The organism is Leadbetterella sp. DM7 (genome assembly GCF_040829825.2).
Classification (GTDB): Bacteria; Bacteroidota; Bacteroidia; order Cytophagales; family Spirosomataceae; genus Leadbetterella.
This window is the reverse complement of record NZ_JBFOLH020000006.1, coordinates 46,309-66,101: the sequence shown is the minus strand read 5'-3', so window position 1 is coordinate 66,101 and position 19,793 is coordinate 46,309. Positions and strand designations below refer to the sequence as shown.

General features: G+C 49.4%; 19 protein-coding genes and 1 tRNA gene. 11 read left to right on the top strand and 9 right to left on the bottom strand.

Annotated elements, in window-relative coordinates; all coding sequences use genetic code 11:
- Window positions 1–2: 2 nt before the first annotated feature.
- The 3 genes from AB2U10_RS09020 to AB2U10_RS09010 form a co-directional block, all read right to left on the bottom strand.
- Entirely contained in the window at window positions 3–377 is a 375-nt protein-coding gene (locus AB2U10_RS09020; RefSeq protein WP_367913760.1) for a type II toxin-antitoxin system VapC family toxin, read from the bottom strand.
- Entirely contained in the window at window positions 359–574 is a 216-nt protein-coding gene (locus AB2U10_RS09015) for a hypothetical protein (RefSeq protein ID WP_367913759.1), read from the bottom strand. Before AB2U10_RS09015 ends, AB2U10_RS09020 begins: the two co-directional genes overlap by 19 nt.
- A gap of 131 nt (window positions 575–705) precedes the next feature.
- On the bottom strand, window positions 706–2,199 hold the full coding sequence (locus AB2U10_RS09010; protein WP_367913758.1) for an oligosaccharide flippase family protein: 1,494 nt from the start codon (window positions 2,197–2,199) through the stop codon (window positions 706–708).
- Between the two features lie 141 nt (window positions 2,200–2,340).
- On the opposite strand from AB2U10_RS09010, the gene AB2U10_RS09005 reads away from it, so the two are divergent.
- The 4 genes from AB2U10_RS09005 to clpX all read left to right on the top strand — a co-directional run bounded on the left by AB2U10_RS09005 (window position 2,341) and on the right by clpX (window position 5,895).
- Window positions 2,341–2,422, top strand: a tRNA-Leu gene (locus AB2U10_RS09005).
- Between the two features lie 56 nt (window positions 2,423–2,478).
- On the top strand, window positions 2,479–3,819 hold the full coding sequence (locus AB2U10_RS09000; RefSeq protein ID WP_367913757.1) for a trigger factor: 1,341 nt from the start codon (window positions 2,479–2,481) through the stop codon (window positions 3,817–3,819).
- Window positions 3,820–3,937: 118 nt separating this feature from the next.
- On the top strand, window positions 3,938–4,615 hold the full coding sequence (locus tag AB2U10_RS08995) for a ClpP family protease (protein WP_367913756.1): 678 nt from the start codon (window positions 3,938–3,940) through the stop codon (window positions 4,613–4,615).
- 17 nt (window positions 4,616–4,632) lie between these two features.
- Window positions 4,633–5,895 (top strand): ATP-dependent Clp protease ATP-binding subunit ClpX, encoded by a 1,263-nt coding sequence (clpX, locus tag AB2U10_RS08990; RefSeq protein ID WP_367913755.1) that lies wholly within the window; start codon window positions 4,633–4,635, stop codon window positions 5,893–5,895.
- A 7-nt stretch (window positions 5,896–5,902) separates the two neighbouring features.
- On the opposite strand, the gene AB2U10_RS08985 is transcribed toward clpX, so the two are convergent.
- From AB2U10_RS08985 to AB2U10_RS08975, 3 genes are all read right to left on the bottom strand, one after another.
- Window positions 5,903–6,193, bottom strand: coding sequence for a helix-turn-helix domain-containing protein (locus AB2U10_RS08985; protein ID WP_367913754.1), 291 nt, complete (start codon window positions 6,191–6,193; stop codon window positions 5,903–5,905).
- The gene (locus AB2U10_RS08980; protein WP_367913753.1) at window positions 6,190–6,528 is read right to left on the bottom strand and encodes a type II toxin-antitoxin system RelE/ParE family toxin; all 339 of its coding nucleotides are present in this window, start codon (window positions 6,526–6,528) and stop codon (window positions 6,190–6,192) included. Before AB2U10_RS08980 ends, AB2U10_RS08985 begins: the two co-directional genes overlap by 4 nt.
- A gap of 118 nt (window positions 6,529–6,646) precedes the next feature.
- A complete protein-coding gene (locus AB2U10_RS08975) occupies window positions 6,647–7,768 on the bottom strand; it encodes a DmpA family aminopeptidase (protein WP_367913752.1) in 1,122 nt (373 codons plus the stop codon).
- A gap of 113 nt (window positions 7,769–7,881) precedes the next feature.
- On the opposite strand from AB2U10_RS08975, the gene AB2U10_RS08970 reads away from it, so the two are divergent.
- The 3 genes from AB2U10_RS08970 to AB2U10_RS08960 are packed head-to-tail and all read left to right on the top strand — an operon-like array spanning window position 7,882 to window position 10,075.
- Entirely contained in the window at window positions 7,882–9,711 is a 1,830-nt protein-coding gene (locus AB2U10_RS08970) for a glycoside hydrolase family 2 protein (protein ID WP_367913751.1), read from the top strand.
- 2 nt (window positions 9,712–9,713) lie between these two features.
- Window positions 9,714–9,869, top strand: coding sequence for a hypothetical protein (locus AB2U10_RS08965; RefSeq protein WP_367913750.1), 156 nt, complete (start codon window positions 9,714–9,716; stop codon window positions 9,867–9,869).
- Window positions 9,866–10,075: a hypothetical protein gene (locus AB2U10_RS08960; protein WP_367913749.1), complete on the top strand. Its 210-nt coding sequence runs from the start codon at window positions 9,866–9,868 to the stop codon at window positions 10,073–10,075. Before AB2U10_RS08965 ends, AB2U10_RS08960 begins: the two co-directional genes overlap by 4 nt.
- A 19-nt stretch (window positions 10,076–10,094) precedes the next feature.
- Here AB2U10_RS08960 and AB2U10_RS08955 read toward each other — a convergent pair whose 3' ends face one another.
- Genes AB2U10_RS08955 through mnmC2 form a run of 3 tightly spaced genes read right to left on the bottom strand, consistent with a single transcriptional unit; the run spans window position 10,095 to window position 13,217 of the window.
- The gene (locus tag AB2U10_RS08955; RefSeq protein WP_367913748.1) at window positions 10,095–11,435 is read right to left on the bottom strand and encodes a dihydroorotase; all 1,341 of its coding nucleotides are present in this window, start codon (window positions 11,433–11,435) and stop codon (window positions 10,095–10,097) included.
- 28 nt (window positions 11,436–11,463) lie between these two features.
- Window positions 11,464–12,582 (bottom strand): tetratricopeptide repeat protein, encoded by a 1,119-nt coding sequence (locus AB2U10_RS08950; RefSeq protein WP_367913747.1) that lies wholly within the window; start codon window positions 12,580–12,582, stop codon window positions 11,464–11,466.
- A 5-nt stretch (window positions 12,583–12,587) separates the two neighbouring features.
- Window positions 12,588–13,217 carry a tRNA (5-methylaminomethyl-2-thiouridine)(34)-methyltransferase MnmC2 gene (mnmC2, locus tag AB2U10_RS08945; protein ID WP_367913746.1) on the bottom strand — a complete coding sequence of 210 codons (630 nt, stop codon included), beginning with the start codon at window positions 13,215–13,217 and terminating at the stop codon, window positions 12,588–12,590.
- Window positions 13,218–13,321: 104 nt separating this feature from the next.
- Here mnmC2 and bshC point away from each other — a divergent pair, with 104 nt between their 5' ends.
- The 4 genes from bshC to priA all read left to right on the top strand — a co-directional run bounded on the left by bshC (window position 13,322) and on the right by priA (window position 19,784).
- Window positions 13,322–14,866 (top strand): bacillithiol biosynthesis cysteine-adding enzyme BshC, encoded by a 1,545-nt coding sequence (gene bshC, locus AB2U10_RS08940; RefSeq protein ID WP_367913745.1) that lies wholly within the window; start codon window positions 13,322–13,324, stop codon window positions 14,864–14,866.
- A gap of 130 nt (window positions 14,867–14,996) precedes the next feature.
- Complete coding sequence (locus tag AB2U10_RS08935) at window positions 14,997–15,497, top strand: gluconate 2-dehydrogenase subunit 3 family protein (protein WP_367913744.1); 501 nt, start codon at window positions 14,997–14,999, stop codon at window positions 15,495–15,497.
- The gene (locus AB2U10_RS08930; RefSeq protein ID WP_367913743.1) at window positions 15,490–17,205 is read left to right on the top strand and encodes a GMC oxidoreductase; all 1,716 of its coding nucleotides are present in this window, start codon (window positions 15,490–15,492) and stop codon (window positions 17,203–17,205) included. The genes AB2U10_RS08935 and AB2U10_RS08930 overlap by 8 nt, the downstream gene beginning before the upstream one ends.
- 110 nt (window positions 17,206–17,315) lie before the next feature.
- Window positions 17,316–19,784, top strand: coding sequence for a replication restart helicase PriA (gene priA, locus AB2U10_RS08925; RefSeq protein WP_367913742.1), 2,469 nt, complete (start codon window positions 17,316–17,318; stop codon window positions 19,782–19,784).
- Window positions 19,785–19,793: the final 9 nt, after the last annotated feature.

The window sequence follows — 19,793 nt, the reverse complement described above, 5'->3', positions numbered from 1 at the left end:
AGTCAATATAAATCTAAAACGCTTAGGTTTTGTAGTTTATAAAAGTCCGAAACGTTGTGCGTAATCAGTACTAAGTCGTTTTCAATTGCTGTGGCGGCAATTATTGCATCCGGTATTTTTATACTCCTTGATTTTCGAATTGCGATTGTTCTGGAAACAACATTTTCACTAAGACCAAGAATCCTTGAGGCTTGTATAAAAGGGATAAACTTGTCTGTTTTTACTTTTGATTGTCCTAATAATTCGATCTGTGTAATAACTGAAATTATTGGTCCTTTGTCAATTATTTCATCCATAAAGTTTAACCCATCCTCGGGCAACTTTTCTGCCATATAATCTATGATAGCATTTGTATCAATCAAATACCTCTTTCCCACTCAGTTCTGGAATTTTTAATGTGCCGGCTTAAATCATCGGCGCTTTTACTGTCAAGACTGCCTCTCAGGGTTTCAGACAATTTCCTGGAAACACCTTTACGGGTGGCAGTTACTAATTTTATCACAGCCATTGCCTCTAAGTCTTTCAGCAAAGACAATGCTTTAGGATGTTTTAGCTCTATTGTGATCGTTTCCATACAATTCGTTTTTTAAACTAACAAAACACTAAAAGGAAAGATTCAGTTATATACATTAATTACGAATTCGTCACAGTGGTGTCCGGTAAACGGAGATGGAAAGCATACTCGGGTTAAAGTTAATACTTTCCTTAGCGCTTACCCGGCTTTTTCTTCTCCACAATATAAATAAGTACCATAAACACGGCACATAAAAGCCCCTGCAGCAACAGCGACCGTACAATCTGGCTGTTATCGACAAAAGAGTAGCCCCATATCATGACGGCAGCTACACCCAGGTAGAAAAGTACCCGCCCGGTTTCGTACGGAATAGGATAGTATTTCTCACCCAGTACATAGCACGAAGCCACCATCAGGAAAGACGATACAGCAAACGAAATGGCACACCCCATAAACCCGAGATGGGGGATCAGGAGTATATTCAGCAGTACCGTAATCACCATGGCTCCCACGGTAATGTAGGTACCAAAATAGGTTTTATCGCTGAGCTTAAACCAGATGGTCAGGTTGCCATAGAGGCCGATGAACAGGTTGGCCAGCAGCAACATGGGCACCACAAAAATGCCCTGCCGGTAATTCTCGCCCAGGATAAGACCGATCCAGTTCAGGTTCAGGCTTACACCCAGCCAGATAACAATACAGGCTATGGTAAACCATTTGGTGCTGAGGGCGATCATCCGGGGAGAATTCCTGTCGTCCATTTTAGCAAAAAACAGGGGCTCTGCCGCATACCGGTAGGCCTGCACCACCAGCGTCATAAAAATAGACAGCTTATACACATTGGTATAGATCCCGAAAGCCGTATCCACGTCCGGGAAAGCGGGATAGAATCCTTCGGGAAGAAACCTCCTGAAAAGCAGGCGGTCAGCGGTAAGGTTGATCGAACCAGCCAGTCCCATGATCATCAGGGGCCAGGCGTATTCCAGCACCACCTTCAGCTTGTCCCACACCCATACCAGCCGGAAGCCCACAAATTCTTTCCAGAGCAGCAGCAGGGTAAGCAGGCTGGCCACGTAATTGGCATAAATAATGAAATCAGGGCCTTTTTCAACGCTGTAAAAAGTAGAAATAAACGGCTTATGCTCAGGCAGGAAGCGGTCAGTTACAATACCGTGACAGAAATAGATAAAGAAAAGGGTGACCAGGATATTGATAAAGATGTTGGCCAGCTTGAGGGCCACAAATTTCTTCGCCTGGTTATTGGCCCTCAGCTTGACAAAAGCAATGGCGCAGATGGCATCGGTGAGCAGCACTATGGCCAGCAGCGTAATCAGGTGCTCCGAATGGGGGAAGTTCATGGCCCGGGCAAGCGGGGTTGCAAATGCAATGATCAGGCCCGAAAGCGTAGCCCCGAAAACAATGATGAAGCTCAGGATAAGATTGAAATATTCAGCCTGGTTCTCTTTCTTGGAAGCATACCGGAAAAAGGCGGTTTCCATTCCGAACGTAAAGAGAATATTCAAGGGGATCATGTAGGTGTAAAACAGGCCGTTTTCAGCGAGCATCTCCGGTTGATTGAACGCCCGGGTGTGGATAGCCACCATGAGCCAGTTCAGCAGCCTGCCCACGATGGTGCTCATTCCATACAGCACGGCATCGCCGGCTAACTTCTTCAGAAAACTCATTGACCTGTTTTTGCGGCAATTTTCAGAAAAATAGCGGATTTTTCAAAACGGCTAAGGTTTGAAAAATATTTTTAATGAAGCTTTGGGCAGATTGAAAATAAACAACTACCTTTGCAGCCCGAATAAGACAGGTATATTTTTGCGGGCGTGGCGGAACTGGTAGACGTGCCAGACTTAGGATCTGGTGCCGCAAGGCGTGGGGGTTCGATTCCCTCCGCCCGTACTCTGACCCTTCAACCGTCTTGGTTGAAGGGTTTTTAAATTTTAAACGTCAGTTAAATGCAGACAAAATTCGATAAAGTATCTTCTACGCTCGGCCACCTGCAGGTGGAAATCAGCGAGGCGGATTACAAACCTTCAGTTGAGAAAAAAATCAGGGAATACGCGAAAACAGCACAGGTAAAGGGTTTCCGGCCCGGTCACGTGCCCATTCCTTATATTAAAAACCTGTACGGGAAGAGCATCCTGGTGGATGAGGTGATCCGGGTGGCCAGCCAGGCCGTAAACGACCAGATCAAAGAGCAGAACCTGAACGTGGTAGGTGAACCCAAGCCGAAAGAAGACTCCTACAATATAGACTGGCATGCCCGGAAAGATTTCAAATTCGACTACGAGATCGGGTTTGCTTCTGACTTTACGGTAGACCTGGAGAAAATCCCGGCGATCATTCAATACGATATCGAACCTTCTGAAGAGCAGGTGAACAATTCTATTGAAGACCTGAAAAAACGTTTTGGTGTAGACAAAGAACCCGAAGTTTCGGAAGAGGGCGACCTGATCTTCGGGAAGCTCAGCCAGGAGTCTACCGAATTCTTCTTCCAGTCGGGAATCCCTACTGATAAGGTAAAAGCTGATGCCAAAGCTCAGTTTATCGGGGTAAAAAGCGGCGATAAGCTGAAATTTGATATCCAGTCCATTTTTGAAACCGTTAAAGAGCTGGGCTTTGCTACCGGGAAGTCGGACGAAGAAGCCGGGCAGCTGGAAGGCGAGTTCGAATTTGAAGTAGAGCGGATCAGCCGGGTAGAACCTTCCGAATTGAACCAGGAGTTCTTCGACAAGGTGCTGGGCAAGGATAAGGCCAAAGATGAAAAAGAATTTACCGAGCAAGTAAAAAGCATTATCAAAGAGAATTACAGCCGGGAATCAGAGTTCCTGTTTGATTTTGATGTAGAGAAAGCCCTCCTGGAAAGTGTTTCTATCGAGCTTCCTGAAGAATTCCTGAAAGCCTATTTGCTGGAAGTCAATGAAGGAAAAGCCACTGAAGAAGACCTGGAAAGAGAATTCCCTGCTATTCTGAGGGGAATCAAGCTCGATTTCATTCGTTCACAGGTAGCCCGGGATAACGAGGTGAAAGTAGAGTACAGCGATGTTCTCGAAGAGGTGAAGAGCGAGATCCGGGGTTATTTCGGCGGACAGGGCGGTTTTGAAGGCATGGAAGAGTTCATCGATAACATGGCCAAAAAACAGCTGGAAGGCAATAAAGATAACACAAGAAAGTATCTTGACCGGGCCTTCGGTCGCAAAGTGCTGGGCTTCATAAAAGAAAAAGTGAAGAAAGATACCCGTCCGGTATCGGTTGAAAAATTCAACGAGATCGCTTCGGAATCGTATAAGAATTAATTCCCGCAAAAGGGAGAGAAAATCGGGTAAGGGGTATCTCCTGCCCGATTTTTGCATTTCGAAACTTTTATAGGGCGTTTCATTGTTTTCTTTAAATATTATAAAGATTAATCATACTATGAACTTCGGAGAAGAATTTAGAAAATATGCAGTGCATCATGCCGGTATCAGCGGCCTGACCTTTGATGATTACATGAAGCACAACATCAACAACATGACACCCAATATCATTGAGGAACGCCCGATGCGCTTTGCGGCCATTGATGTTTTTTCAAGGCTGATCATGGACAGGATCATCTTCCTGGGTACCGGTGTAGACGACCAGGTAGCCAATATTGTGGTGGCCCAGCTGCTGTTTCTTGAATCAGTAGATGCCAAAAAAGATATTCTCATGTATATCAACAGCCCGGGAGGTTCGGTATATGCCGGCCTGGGAATGTACGATACCATGCAATATGTTCGTCCGGAAGTAGGCACGATCTGTACTTCACTGGCAGCTTCTATGGGTGCGGTTCTGCTGGCAGGCGGGGCAGCCGGCAAGCGTACGGCCCTGCCGCATGCGCGGATAATGATTCATCAGCCCAGCGGCGGTGCCCAGGGGCAGTCGAGAGATATGGAAATTACCGTTAAGCAGATCATTGAAATCCGGAAAGAACTGTACGAGATCCTGGCGCACCATACCGGCAAAACCTATGAAGAGATCGACCGGGATTCTGACCGCGACTACTGGATGAAAGCCGAAGAAGCCAAGGCCTACGGCCTGATTGACGAAGTGCTTTACCGGGATAAAAACTAAACCCGCAGGGGTAAATTATGGCAAAAACAAAAGATCAGACCTGCTCGTTCTGCGGCAGGAGTAAGAATGAGGTGGAGATCCTGCTGTCAGGTCAGAGCGGAAATATCTGCAACAATTGTATTGAGCAGGGATATGAGATGATCCAGCGGGAGATTTACGGGATAGACCCGGCCAAACCGAAAAAGAAAGGCCAGCCGGTTCCGGAATTTGAGCTGAGACCGCCGCAGGAGCTGAAAAAATACCTCGATAAATTTATTATCGGGCAGGACGAAGCCAAAAAGGTGCTTACCGTAGCGGTATATAACCACTACAAGCGCCTGATGCAGCCGGCCACGGATGACGACGTAAATATTGAAAAATCGAACATCATTATGGTGGGGGAGACGGGAACCGGTAAAACTTACCTGGCCCGTACCATTGCCCGCATGCTGCAGGTGCCTTTTGCCATTGCCGATGCCACCGTTCTGACGGAGGCCGGATATGTGGGCGAAGACATTGAAAGTATCCTGACACGCCTGCTTCAGGCAGCTGACTACAATGTGGAGCAGGCGCAGAGAGGCATTGTGTATATTGATGAGATCGATAAGATTGCGCGGAAATCGGATAACCCGTCTATCACCCGGGATGTCAGCGGAGAAGGGGTGCAGCAGGGGCTTCTGAAGCTCCTTGAAGGCTCGATAGTGGGCGTTCCGCCGCAGGGAGGCCGTAAGCATCCCGACCAGCAGCTGGTGCAGGTAAATACCGAGAACATTCTCTTTATCTGTGGCGGGGCGTTTGACGGAATTGCCCGGCATATTGCCAAGCGCATCAATACATCGCCCATCGGCTTCCGGCAGGACGGGAAAGGCGTGGACCTGAACAAGGAAGAAAGCCTGATGCGCTACGTGACGCAGCAGGACCTGAAGTCGTTCGGGCTGATCCCTGAGTTGATCGGTCGTCTGCCGTTGCTGACCTACCTGAATCCCTTAGACCGGAATACGCTGAAGCGTATCCTTACCGAACCGCAGAACGCCCTGGTGAAGCAATACCAGAAGCTGTTTAAAATGGAAAATATCGAGCTGGTTTTTGAGGAGGCGGCATTGGACTATATCGTAGACCAGGCCGTTAAGTTTAACCTGGGCGCCCGCGGGCTTCGTTCCATCTGCGAAGCCATCCTGACAGATGCCATGTTTGAGCTGCCATCGGATAAAGCGGTAAAACACTTCAGCGTAACCGAAGATTACGCCCGCTCAAAATTTGAGCATTCGTCGCTATATGAAATTAAAAAGGATGCTGCTTAGGCATCCTTTATTTCAGTTCCACATGAAAGTTGACTTTTGCGCCCAATGCTTCAAACACTTTGAGGAGTGTGGTGAACCGGGCATCGGTAGTGCTGTTTTCAATTTTGGAAATTTGAGCCTTTTTCACACCTATCAGGTTTCCTAACTCTTCCTGGGTAAGGTTACGTTCCTGCCTGACTTGTTTAATGGTCTGCCCCAACAGATCGAGGCGTAATTCATTTTCAAAGACATCCCGTTTCTTTGTCCCTTTTTTGCCGATGTATTGATCGGTCAGCTCTTCTAAAGTGTACGTCTTCATTTGTCGTTAAAATATTTCTGTCTTATTTTTTCAGCTTTCTCAATCTCATTTTTGTGAATTTTGCCTGTTTTTTTAATCAGACCATGACTTGAAATTACGACGGTGTGGGTACTGTCGGTTTTGTCCCAAAATGCAAAAAGCCGGTAATAAGTCTTATTGTACTTTGTCCTGAATTCCCAGATTTCGTCTTGTAGTTTTTTGAAAAGATCCTTGTCATTTACGCTACGGGATTTCCAGATGTTATACAGGATTTTTCCTCTTGTTTTTTCGTCAAGGCAATCCAGGAATTGCTTTGCGTCTTCTAAAAACTGAACCCGAAATCTGTAATTGTCCATATAAGTTGCATGTGTAAAACAAAATTACAGGTTTCTTATTTAGGAAACAATTTTCCGGAGATAAATTTTGCGGAAGAATTGAGGAGAAGCAATTAAAACCTTATAGGTATAAATATATTTACTTCCTGTATTTTCTGTAAATTTCCAGTACTTTCTGCTTTGGCAGTGCCTCCACGGTTCCTGATGCTCCCTTCACGGTCTCCGCCATGAAAAGAGAATTTAAAAGTGCTTCTTCCGTGGCTTCAATGACGGCCAGGAACAGGGGAGAAACCTCATCGTTCCGTAATTCGGATACTTCGTATTTTGGAGAAGCAGAAGAATGGGGTACCCGCAATCCGGTAGCTGTAGAAAATGCAATGATATAGTCGCCACTGCCGTTTGAGGCTATGCCGCCCGTCTTGCCCAGGCCAAGGACAGCTCTTTTGGCGAGCCGCTCAAGATTACGGGAGGTCAGCGGGGCATCGGTAGCTACCACAATCATGCAGGAGCCATCTGCCGGGTCATTCAGCTGGTCGTGCAGGAAATGCTTTCCCAGCTCCTGCCCTACAGGCACACCGTTTACATACAGCACACCGCCGTAATTGCTTTGAACCAGTACGCCTACCGTATAGCCGCCCGACTTTCCGGGCAACACTCTTGAAGCCGTGCCGATTCCTCCTTTCCATCCGAAACAAACCGTACCGTTACCCGCCCCTACGTTGCCCTCCTGCACCGGTCCGTCCGAAGCCGCCGACAGGGCCTCCAGTACATCCTGTTTCCTGACATGCCTTCCGGCAATATCATTAAGATAACCGTCATTGGTTTCGCCTACCACAAAATTCGCCGACTTCACCTTTTCGTTTCCCTTCTGAGACAGGGTATAATCAATGAGCGCGTCAGCTGCTACGGGTACCGACAGGGTATTGGTTAGTATAACGGGCGTTTCCAGGTTTCCCAGCTCCTGCACCTGGCTGATGCCCGTCAACTTGCCAAAACCATTGGCAATATAAACTGCTGCGGGTACTTTTTCCTGGAATATATTTCCCGGGTGCGGAAGAATAGCTGTGACACCGGTATGGATATTATCGCCCTGTGTCAGCGTTTTGTGCCCTACCTTTACGCCGGGCACATCGGTAATGGCATTGTATTTTCCGGAAGGGAGCACACCCACCCGTATACCCAGGTCGCTTACCCGTTGTGCCGGGAGGGAAAGAGGAAGGAGTACAAAAAAGCACAATCTGAGGAAATTTCCGGTATTCATAAAAAGAGGGTATAAAAGAAAAAGGCAAGATAAACCAAAATAGAGTGATTTTCAAGAAGCTGTTTGGGGGCTTACACAAAATGCTTTATTTTCGTAGGAAATCAACCCTGGATATGAAACGCAAACTATTGCTCTTCTCTTTACTGATCTCTGTAAGTGCTTTTGCTCAGGATAAATGGCAGATGATACCCGGCAAGCCGACAACCCCGTGGGCAGAAAAAGTCAACCCTGAAAAACCCCTGGATGAATATCCCCGGCCGCAGCTGGTAAGGGATGGCTGGCAAAACCTGAACGGGTTATGGGAATACGCCATTGTGCCGGTGAACGCCCGGCCACAGGCATTTGAAGGAAAAATCCTGGTGCCTTTTGCCGTAGAATCGGCACTTTCAGGTGTAGGCCGGAGAGTAGGAAAAGACAGCACGCTTTGGTATAAGACCACGATAAATATCGATAAATCGATCCGGGACAAGGAGGTAATCCTGCATTTCGGGGCGGTAGACTGGAAAACCGAGGTATTTATTAACGGCCAGCCGGCAGGTACGCATGAAGGAGGCTATGATCCGTTTTCGTTTTCCATCACGCCGTTCCTGAAAAAAGGAAACAAGCAGGAGGTGCTGATTTCGGTGTGGGATCCTTCCGATAAAGGCCCACAGCCTAACGGCAAGCAGGTAAACCAACCCAACGGTATCTGGTATACGCCCGTTACCGGCATCTGGCAGACCGTGTGGCTGGAAGGCGTACCGAAGAGCTATATCAGGAGCACCCGAAATACGCCGGATATCGACCGGAAAACCGTATCTGTGCTTGCCGAAACATCGGGTACAGAAGCCGGAGATATGGTAAAAGTGGAGGCGTGGGATGGAAACACGAAGGTAGCGGAACAAGAGGTAGCTGCGGGCCGGGAAGCAGAATTAATAACCATCCATAATGCAAAGCTGTGGTCACCTGCCCAACCGTTTTTGTATGACCTGAAAATTTCGCTGATCCGTAAAGGAAAAGTAATCGATGAGGTGCGGTCTTATTTTGCCATGCGCAGGCTGTCGGTGAAAGCCAATGAAAACGGGCTGCAACGGATGGTGCTGAACAATGAGTTCCTGTTCCAGTACGGTCCGCTGGATCAGGGCTGGTGGCCTGACGGACTTTACACCGCACCTACTGACGAAGCCCTCAGGTTTGACGTGGTAAAAACCAGGGAAATGGGCTTTAATATGATCAGGAAGCACATCAAAGTAGAGCCGGCCCGCTGGTATTACCATTGTGATCGCGAGGGGATCCTGGTTTGGCAGGATATGCCCAGCGGAGACCTGGGCGGAAACGCGTGGGACATGCGCCTGGGCAATATCAGCGGAAGGAAGCTGGAGAAAGACCGCACGACAGTTTCAGAAGCCATTTACCGGAAAGAATGGAAAAATATCATGGATGCCCTGTATAATTTCCCGTGTATTGTGGTGTGGGTGCCGTTCAATGAAGCCTGGGGCCAGTTTAAGACCCGGGAGATAGCAGAGTGGACCAAAGAGCATGATCCCACCCGCCTGGTGAACAGTGCCAGTGGCGGAAACTTTTACCCTGTGGGAGATATCCTGGACATTCACCATTATCCCGAACCCCAGATGCCTGATCCGCAGTATTTCGGTAAAGACCGGGTGCTGGTGCTGGGAGAATTCGGCGGCCTGGGCCTGCCTCTCGAAGGCCATACCTGGCAGGATAAGAACAACTGGGGCTACCAGAGCTTTAAGAATAGGGAAGATCTCAAAAAACGCTATACCGAATTTATGGAATCGCTGAAGGTACTGATCAGCAAAGGGCTTTCTGCCGCAGTGTATACCCAGACTACAGATGTGGAAATAGAAACAAACGGGCTGATGACCTACGACCGCAGGGTGGTCAAAATACCGGAAGCCGAGCTGAAAGCACTGCATAGTGAATTTTATAAGCTGAAATAGCCATGAAAAAAATAGTAAGTTTTTTCTTATTCCTGTCGGCAGGCCTGGCTTTACAGGCTCAGGAGTCTTTAAAAATTACCCATCTGCCCTACATCCAGGGGCTAACAGGCGCTCCTGTATCCCTGAACCACCTGAAACCGGGTACCCGGTACCGTTGAATAAAGCAGGGGTTCAGGTGATGCTTGCCGGCCATTTGCACCGGCAGGTGATCCGGAAGCAGGACAGCGCGGTTCACTTTCCTGTCATTGTCAATTCCAATAATAATGTTCTCAGGGTAGACCTGAATGAAACCAAAGGAACCATCAAAATAATTGACCCCGCAGGAAAAACAATTGAGGAGATCCTGCTGACGCCGGCCCGGTAGAAGCCCGTTTAAAAGATTTCTACCGCAGGTTGAACGTCAGGCGTCTGCCAGCTTCGTCAAAAAAGAATTCGCCGTTATCATACTTCAATTCTCCTGAAACAAAGGTTTTCACAATGGTAGAACCAAAGGTTTTTCCCTCAAACGGTGACCAGCCGCAACGGTACTGAAGCGACTCTCCCGTTACGGTGAAGGGCTTGTGCAGGTCAGCCAGCACCAGGTCGGCCCAGTACCCCTCGCGGATATACCCCCGCTCCCTGACCCTGAAGCAATCGGCCGGGGCATGGGCCATTTTTTCTACTACCTTCTCCAGGCTGATCTTTCCCTGCAGGTAAAAATCCAGCATGATCTGCAGGCTGTGCTGCACCAGCGGAACACCCGAAGGGGCGGTCCAGTAATCGGTGCTTTTCTCCTCCAGGGTATGCGGGGCGTGATCGGTGGCAACAATGTCCAGGCGGTCATCAAGCAGCCCCTGCATCAGCTTGTCGCGGTGATTGTGCTTAATGGCCGGGTTGCATTTGATCAGGTTACCGAAATGCCGGTAATCTTCGGCATCAAAATACAGGTGATGGACGCACACTTCTGAGGTGATCCTTTTTTGGGAAAGGGGCAGGGAGTTGTCAAACAGCTCCAGCTCTTCGCCCGTGGAAATATGGAGAATATGCAGCCGGGTACCGTTTTTCTTTGCCAGGTCAACGGCAAATGAAGAAGACTTATAGCAGGCCTCCTCGTTCCTGATCAGGGCGTGAATATCGTAGGGCGGGGTTTTTCCTTCGTAAAGTGCTTTGTAATGGGCCAGGTTGGTCTTTACGGTAGCTTCGTCTTCGCAGTGGGTGGCGATCAGCCCTTCAAAATTTCCGAAGAAACGGTTCAGCGTATCTTCATTATCCACCAGCATATTGCCGGTAGAGCTTCCCATAAAAAGCTTAAGACCGCATACCTTGGCCAGGTCGGTTTTCATGGCCTCTTCATAATTATCGTTAGAGCCGCCCATGAAAAAGGAATAGTTGGTCCAGGAGGTTTTTTCGGCCAGGGCATATTTTTGTTCCAGCAGCTCTTGTGTGAGGGTATTCGGAACGGTATTGGGCATCTCCATAAAGCTGGTGGTACCTCCGGCCAGGGCTGCTTTTGACTCGGTAGCAATACAGGCCTTATGCGTAAGACCGGGCTCCCGAAAGTGCACCTGGTCATCAATCACCCCCGGCAGCAGGTACAGCCCTTCGGCATTGATCTCTTTATGGTTGGTTAGCTTGTCCACCACCGGATCAATTCTTTCAATCCGGCCGCTCTGGATGAGTACATCCTGGTAAGAGATGGTTCCTTCATTGACAATAGCCGCATTTCTGATAATATAATTTTTCATCGGTATAAATTGGTTCTGCGCAGGCGGCCTACGCTATTTTCTTCTGTTCCTCTTTTGCCACGGTAATGAGCCACAGGTACTCGGCATATTTCAGGCATTGCTTATAGTAATTCCGGGCATTGGCATTGTCTCCTTCGTGCACGGCAATCCTGGCCAGGCCAAGATAGGCAAAAGCCACATATTCTTTGGTATACCGGTCATTGTATTTTACTTTAAGAGCTTTCTGGTAGGCGGCTTTTGCCTGTGAAAAGTTCTTATACTTGTGTTCCTGTATATATCCGTCAAACATATGGTACGAGAGGGCGGCCACCGGATTAGTATTCGACTGCAGGGCTTCGTTAAGCTTTTCGGCCTCATCAAATTTCAGGTTGAGCAGCAGCGTTTCGATATGGCCGGCCCGTAAAATGAAATTCTGGGGATAATCTTTAAAAACTTCAGACGAGAAATACAGGGCTTTCCCGAAATTAGCTTCGTATTTGATGTAGATATCCCGCAGGTACATACCGGCTTCGGTACGGCTGAAAACCGAGCTCCGGAACGATTTTTCCAGCTCGGCCAGTCCCTGCGCTTTATTCCCCGAATCAAAAAAGACCATAATGGGTTTTACAATGGGCTTGGTTTCCGGGTATCTCTCGCGGTAATAATTATAGAGGCCGTTGGCAAACAGGAACTCGGCGTTGCTGTTCTTGTATTTTTTCCCTTCCTTAAAATACCGGAGGGCCTTACGGGCCTCCTGGGTAGCGTTGATAAAGCTGCCTTTGTAATTTTCTGCAAGGGCCAGGAAACCGTGTCCCGCCAGCAGGAAGAAAGTACATTCCATTTTGTAGGCCGGTATCTCATAATACCGGTGGCTGGCCTCCACGCATTTGTTCAGCTCAGCCAGGTAAGAATTCAAAGCGGCCGGCTGCTGGTCAATGGGAATGTTCTTCCATTGAATTTGCAGGGCGTTCAGTAAAAATTTCACGGGATGATCTGCATATTTGGCTTTCACCGGTGCAAATTCAGCCTCCGCCTGGGCAGGCTGCAGGTTGTAGAGGTAATCCAGCCCTTTAAGCACCTGGGCTGTGCTTTGCCGGTCATCCAGGAACTGGGCATAACCGGTGATATACAACAGGCTGAAAAAGAGCAGCAGGGATATTTTTTTCACGGTAATCATTTTTTTATGGCCCGGAGAACCTCTCTTTTGTGGGGAGGCCCGGGGTGCTTTTCAACGGTGAAGCCGGCAGATCGCAGGTTCTTCTGTACCGAACTTTTGGAGCAATATGTAGTAATAACCCCGCCGTTGCACATCATGTTCCCTATCCGGACGAATATATCTGCTGACCAGAGCTCAGGCTGCGCATCGGGGGAGAAGGCATCAAAATAAACCAGGTGAAAGAGGGTGTCACTGTGAAAATCTTCCAGCCGGGCCTTCTTCTTAATAACGTTGAAACCTGGAGAAATGGTGTGCGGCACCTCCCACGGCAGTTCCTGCAGAGTGCAGAGTTCAGGCGGCAGCATTTGGTAGTCGGAAGGAGCCAGCGGGTAGGCTTCAATGCCTGTATAATTTACCGGGATCTGCCCCCTGGCAACCTTTTGCTGCGTCAGCCAGGCATTCAGACCCGTTCCGAAGCCCACCTCCAGGATATTCAGCTCATGAAATACGGTAGCGGCATACGTCAGCCCCAGCTCTATGAATACCCGCTCCGACTCCGTTCTGGCGCCGTGTATGGAATGGTAGGTCTGACCGTATTTTTCCGAATAGAAAGTTACCGAACCGTCCGATGTTTCCCGAATACCCAAATCTGTTTTTAATTTAACCCTGATCCGGGTACAAAGATACAAATAAAGGTATACGGGAAACTGAAACCGGCGGGGGATTGTTTTAATCTGAAAAAGTCGAATAATTGCAATCTGAAATTAAAAAGCTGCCCTTTGGGCAGGTCGCCAACTTTCCGAAGCTGTTTCTGGATTATGTAAGCCGTCGGGAGGAGTTGAAGCCGCTTTATGGCCATTTTCCCGATATAGAAGGGTTCAGAGCTCAGGTAAAAGCGAAGAAATTTACGCACCGGGCTGTTCTTACGGCAGCTTTGAAGCGCCAGTATGCCGGTATGGAAAACCTGCCCCGACTGGACCTCCTCCTGCAGGAAAATACCTTTACCGTTACCACCGGCCACCAGCTCAATATCTTTACCGGCCCCCTGTATGTGATTTATAAAATTGTAAGCACCATTAACCTGGCCGCTCAGTTAAAGGCGGCTATGCCGGAGTATAATTTTGTGCCGGTATACTGGATGGCCACCGAAGACCATGACTTTGAAGAAATCGCCTCGTTTCATCTTTTTGGTCAGAAATATACCTGGGAAACGGATCAGAAAGGAGCGGTAGGCGAAATGGATCCGGAAGGAATCAGCAGGATCTTTGACGAGCTGAAAGATAAACCGGAGGTCTTCCGGCAGGCCTATGCTGAAAACGATACGCTGGCAGGCGCGGTGCGCCGGTATATGCATGCCCTTTTCGGGGAGCACGGCCTGGTATGTGTAGACGGGAATGACCACGAGCTCAAACGCCTCTTTGCACCGGCAATGTGGGATGAGCTGCAGAACCATTCTGTAAAAAAAGCGCTGGATGCCAGCAGCGCTGAGCTGGAAAAGCTGGGGTATAAGCCACAGATCAACGGCCGCGATATCAACCTGTTTTATAAAGACTCAGGCCTGCGGGAAAGAATTGAATTTAACGGTGACCGCTATACGGTGGTGGATACGGCTATCAGCTTCACCCCCGGTGAAATGAAGGCCCTGCTCGATGAAAGCCCCGAGAAGATCAGCCCGAACGTAGCCATGCGGCCGCTTTACGAGGAAATGATCCTGCCGAACCTGGCTTACCTTGGTGGCCCCTCTGAACTGGCTTACTGGCTGCAGCTGAAGGGTATTTTTGAACATTACAATGTGGCGTTTCCTGTGCTGCTTCCCCGCAATATGGCCCTGGTGGTTAACGGAAGCCTGAAAAAGCGGATGGACAAGCTGGGTGTAAGCGTGGAAGAGCTTTATCTTGACGATGCCGCCCTCCGGAAAACCTATGTGGAAAAGCATTCGGAAAACAGCCTCAGCCTGAAAACCGAAGAGGATGCAATTGCAGCAGCCTTTGCAGCCATTGTTTCAAAAGCCCGGGAAGTAGACCCCACGCTCGAAGGAGTCATTGAGGCGGAAAAAACCAAGGCCCTGAAAAGCCTGAATCACCTCGAAGCCCGTATCAAAAAGGCCGAAGAACGCAAATTCGATACTGCTATAAGCCAGCTGACCGGCCTCAAAGAGAAGCTTTTCCCCGGCGGAAGCCAGCAGGAGCGAAAAGATAATTTCCTGAACTTTTTCCTGAATGACCCGGCATTTATCGATAAGCTGTTTGCCGTGTTTGATCCGCTGGATTTACGGTTCAATGTGATTTATATATAGAACAGTATTTACGGATAAGATTTTCCATTTTCAGAATCAAATATCGGAAACTGCTCCAAAAGCAAGTTTTTCTTTCTTTGTGTAATGCTGTTTTCCATAAATTGCTTTAAATTGCCTCAAACTTGGCAGTATGAACAGACGACAAGCAATAAGCCTCGGTGCCGCTGCAGCGGTAGCCATTCCGGCGGGACTGGTTTGGTGGAATAAATCAAAAATCGGGGATTCAACCTTATTCAATGAAAACAGGCAGGCCATTCTGGCAGCAGCCGTAGAAGCCATCATTCCTGAAACGGGTACTCCGGGTGCGAAGTCGCTGGGAGTAGACCTTTTTGTGGCCAAAATGCTCACCGATTGCTATGACCCGGAGGCGCAGACACTATTCGGTGATGGGCTGGTAGAGCTCGATAAGCAATCCAAAAAAATGTTTTCCAAAGCATTTAAGCTGACCACTCCTGCCGAAAGGCTGGAAGTTTTAAAGTCTTTCCCCGAAGATGACAAATTCATCAGCCTGTTAAAGGGCCTGACCGTGCGGGGCTACAATTCTTCCGAATATGTAATGACGAATATCCGTCAGTTTGAATTCATTCCCGGCCGTTACATAGGCTGTGTAAACCTTAATGAAAATGCCTAATATCAATATAGACTCTGTAAAAGACCGCACCTTTGACGCCATTGTTATAGGCTCAGGGATCAGCGGTGGCTGGGCAGCCAAAGAATTTTGCGAAAAAGGACTGAAAACACTGGTGCTGGAAAGAGGCCGGGAGGTAAAGCACATTACCGACTATCCTACCACCAATATGATGCCCTGGGAGTTTGAACACCGGAACCAGCTGACACGCGAGGTGAAAGAAGCCAACCCTATCGCCAGCCGTTGCTACGCCTTTTACGAAGGTACCGAGCATTTCTTTGTCAAAGATAATGAACATCCGTACATCCAGGAAAAGCCTTTCGACTGGCTGCGGGGATACCAGACCGGCGGGAAGTCGCTGCTGTGGGCCCGGCAAACCCAGCGCTGGTCTGATTTTGATTTTGAAGGACCGGCCCGTGACGGCTTCTCCGTAGACTGGCCCATCCGTTATGCCGATATTGCGCCCTGGTACAGCTATGTGGAGCGCTTTGCCGGGATTTCAGGCAACCGCGACGGGCTGAAGAACCTGCCCGACGGCGAGTTCCTGCCCGCACATGAAATGAACTGTGTGGAGTCGTACTTCCAGCAGCAGGTCAGCAAGCATTACAAAGACCGGAATATTATCCAGGGGCGTTGTGCCCACCTGACCGATAACCGCCAGATTTACCTGGATCAGAACCGTTCAAAATGCATGCACCGCACCATCTGTGAGCGGGGCTGTCCGTATGGCGGGTATTTCAGCAGCAACTCGTCTACGCTTCCGGCAGCAGAAAGAACCGGCAACATGACCCTGCGCCCGCATTCAGTGGTACATTCTATCATTTACGATGAAAAGCTGGGCAAGGCCAGCGGGGTGAAGGTTATTGATGCCAACACCAAAGAAGAAATTGATTTCTTTGCCAAAGTCATTTTCCTGAATGCCGCAGCGCTGAACTCCAACCTGATCCTGCTGAACAGTACCTCTTCCCGTTTTCCTAACGGGCTCGGTAACGACAGCGGCCTGCTGGGTAAATACGTGGCATTTCATAATTACAACCGGACCATTTCGGCCGAATACGAGGGCTTCCTGGATAAAACCACAGACGGCAGAAGGCCGAATTCTCCGTATGTTCCGCGTTTCCGGAATGTGGAAAAGCAGGAAACCGACTTCCTGAGAGGGTATGCGGCCGGTTTCCAGGCCTCGAGAAGCCCCTACTACGGCGGTGAAGGCTGGGGAGAAGAATTGAAAAACGGCCTGGATACCCGGAAGTACAACGATTACTGGTCGGTTGGCTCACACATGATGGGCGAGACCATTCCGAAAGAAAGCAATTACGTGGCCCTGGATTCCGCCCAAAAAGATGCCTGGGGAATTCCGCTGCTCAGAATTTCCATCGATTACGATGAGAACGATAAAAAAATGGAGCAGGATTACATGGATCAATTTACCGAAATGTTTGAAAAAGCGGGTTTCAAAAACATTAAAACCCATGAATCCAAGCGAAACCCCGGCAATGATATCCATGAAATGGGCGGCGTACGGATGGGCCATGACCCCAAAACCTCGCTCCTCGATAAATGGCATGCGCTGCACCACTGCCAGAATGTATTTGTGACCGATGGTGCCTCTATGACCTCTACTTCTACGCAGAACCCTTCACTGACGTATATGGCCTTCACGGCCCGGGCAGTAGATTATGCCGTTAACCGGATGAAGAAAGGAGAACTGTAAACAACCGCTCGTTTACGGGCAGCTGGTGTAGCCCGGATGGTGCAACGGGTACGAAGTAAAATTATAGCGTAGCCCGTCAGTAATGCATGATCCGGGTTTAACTTTGTGTTATGGAAAACACAGCGCTTTTCATTGATGTGGTTCTGCCCGTGCCTGTTCCGCAGTTTTTTACCTACCGGTTGCCGCGGGAGATTGCCCCCCTGGTGAAAACGGGGGCGCGTGTGGTGGTAGAATTTGGTAAATCACGGGTAGTGACGGCCTTGGTGGTCAGGCTGCACGATACGCCGCCTGAGAAATACCCGGCCAAATACATCCGGGAGCTGCTGGATACCGAACCGGTGGTCACCGGCTACCAGCTCTGGCTTTTTCAATGGGTGGCAGAATACTACATGTGCACGGCGGGCGAAGTGCTGAATGTGGCCCTGCCCTCCGGGCTGAAGATCAGCTCGCAGTCAAAAATTCAATACAACCCTGATTTCAATCATCACGAGCTTCTGAATGAGCTGGAACGATCGTTCCTGGATGTGCTCATCCGCGAAGACTCGCTCTCCTACGAAGAATCGGCGCGCCTGATCGGCGATAATGACCTGGCGAAATTCATCAAAGGCCTGGTGGCCAAACATGCGGTGGTGCTCTACGAGGAGGTCAGTGAGCGATACCGGCCCAAACGGGTCAGGATGATCCGCCTGGCCGGGGAATACGAATCGGATGAAAATGTTTTGTTGCTGGTAGAAAGCCTGGGGAAAGCCCGGAAGCAGCAGGAAGCCCTGCTAAAATACCTCAGCCTGATTCCTGTGGAAGAGCTGCCTTACCGCAACCGGGAAGGCGTGGAGAAGTCCGTTTTCAAAGAGCAGGGAATTTCAGATGCAGCGCTGAACAGCCTGCTGGAAAAAGGAATTTTTGAACAGTTTGAGGTACGGGTGTCGCGGTTTGGCAATGAAAGCGGGGGAGGTGAAATCATGCTTTCAGAGGTCCAGCAGCGGGCGTCAGATGAAATCATGGCCCGCTTTAACGAGAGAGATGTAGTGCTGTTTCACGGCATTACCGGGAGCGGCAAGACCGAGATATACATTGATATCATCAAAAAAGCGCTGGACTCGGGTACGGAAGTGCTCTTCCTTCTCCCGGAGATTGCACTGACCACCCAGATTGTACGCCGGCTGAAACGGGTTTTCGGCGATACCATGGGCGTATACCATTCTAAATTTTCAGACAATGAACGGGTAGAAGTATGGCGGGGGGTGCTGGAAAAGAAATTCCGCTTTGTGGTGGGCGTAAGGTCGTCGGTCTTTCTGCCGTTTTCTGACCTGGGCCTCATCATTGTTGACGAAGAGCACGAGGCCTCTTATAAGCAGTTTGACCCGGCACCCCGTTATCACGCCCGTGATGTGGCCATTATGCTGGCCGGGAAAATGCATGCTAAAGTATTGCTGGGATCGGCCACACCGTCTATTGAGTCGTATTACCAGGCGCAGAGCGGGAAATACGGGCTGGTTACCCTTTCCGAGCGTTTCGGAGATGCACAGCTTCCCGATATACAGCTGGTAAACCTCCGGGTAGAACGGGAAAGCAAAACCCTGCAGAAAGAATTCAGCTCGGTACTCCTGGAGGGGATACGGGAAAACCTGGAGCGAAAAAAGCAGAGCATCATCTTTCAGAACCGCCGGGGATACGCCCCCTATGTAAACTGCCCCGAATGCAACTGGATACCGCATTGCAACCAATGCTCGGTAACGCTGACCCATCATTTGCATGAAAAAACCATGGTGTGCCACTATTGCGGCTATACCGAACCTGTACCCCGGGTATGCCCGGCCTGCGGCTCGCCCCGGGTCAGATCGGTGGGAGTGGGAACCGAGCGTATCGAAGATGACCTGCATGAGCTTTTTCCCGAAGCCCGTATCCTGCGGATGGATCTGGACACCACCCGTACCAAAAATGCATACGAGCACATTATCGGGGAATTTGAAGGGGGCGACGTGGACATCCTGGTGGGAACCCAGATGGTCTCCAAGGGGCTGGACTTTGACCGCGTAAGCCTGGTGGGTGTGTTCAATGCCGATAAGATGATCCACTTCCCTGATTTCCGGGCGGCAGAAAGGGCCTTTCAGCTGATTACGCAGGTAAGCGGCCGGGCCGGCCGGCGGGAAGAAAAAGGAAAGGTGCTCATACAGACGAATAACCCGCAGAACCGCGTTTTACAATATGTACTGGCCCATGATTATACAGGCTTTTACGAAACCGAGCTCCGGGAGCGTGAGGGGTATAATTATCCGCCCTTCTCCCGGATCATAGAAATTACCGTAAAAGATGCTGACCAGGTGCTGGCGCACCAGGCGGCAGAACACCTGGCGGAAGTACTGAAAAGCTTCCTGGGCCCGCAGCGCGTGATGGGGCCTGAGAAGGCGCTGGTAGAGCGTATCCGTAACAAATACCTGTTTGTGATCTGGCTGAAGCTGGAAAAAGACAAGATGAATATTCAGGCCACCAAGCGGTATCTTCAAAAAGAAATTGTAAATTTGATTACCGGTAAGAAATTCAAATCCGTACACGTGGTGGTGAATGTAGATGCGATTTAAACTAAAAAC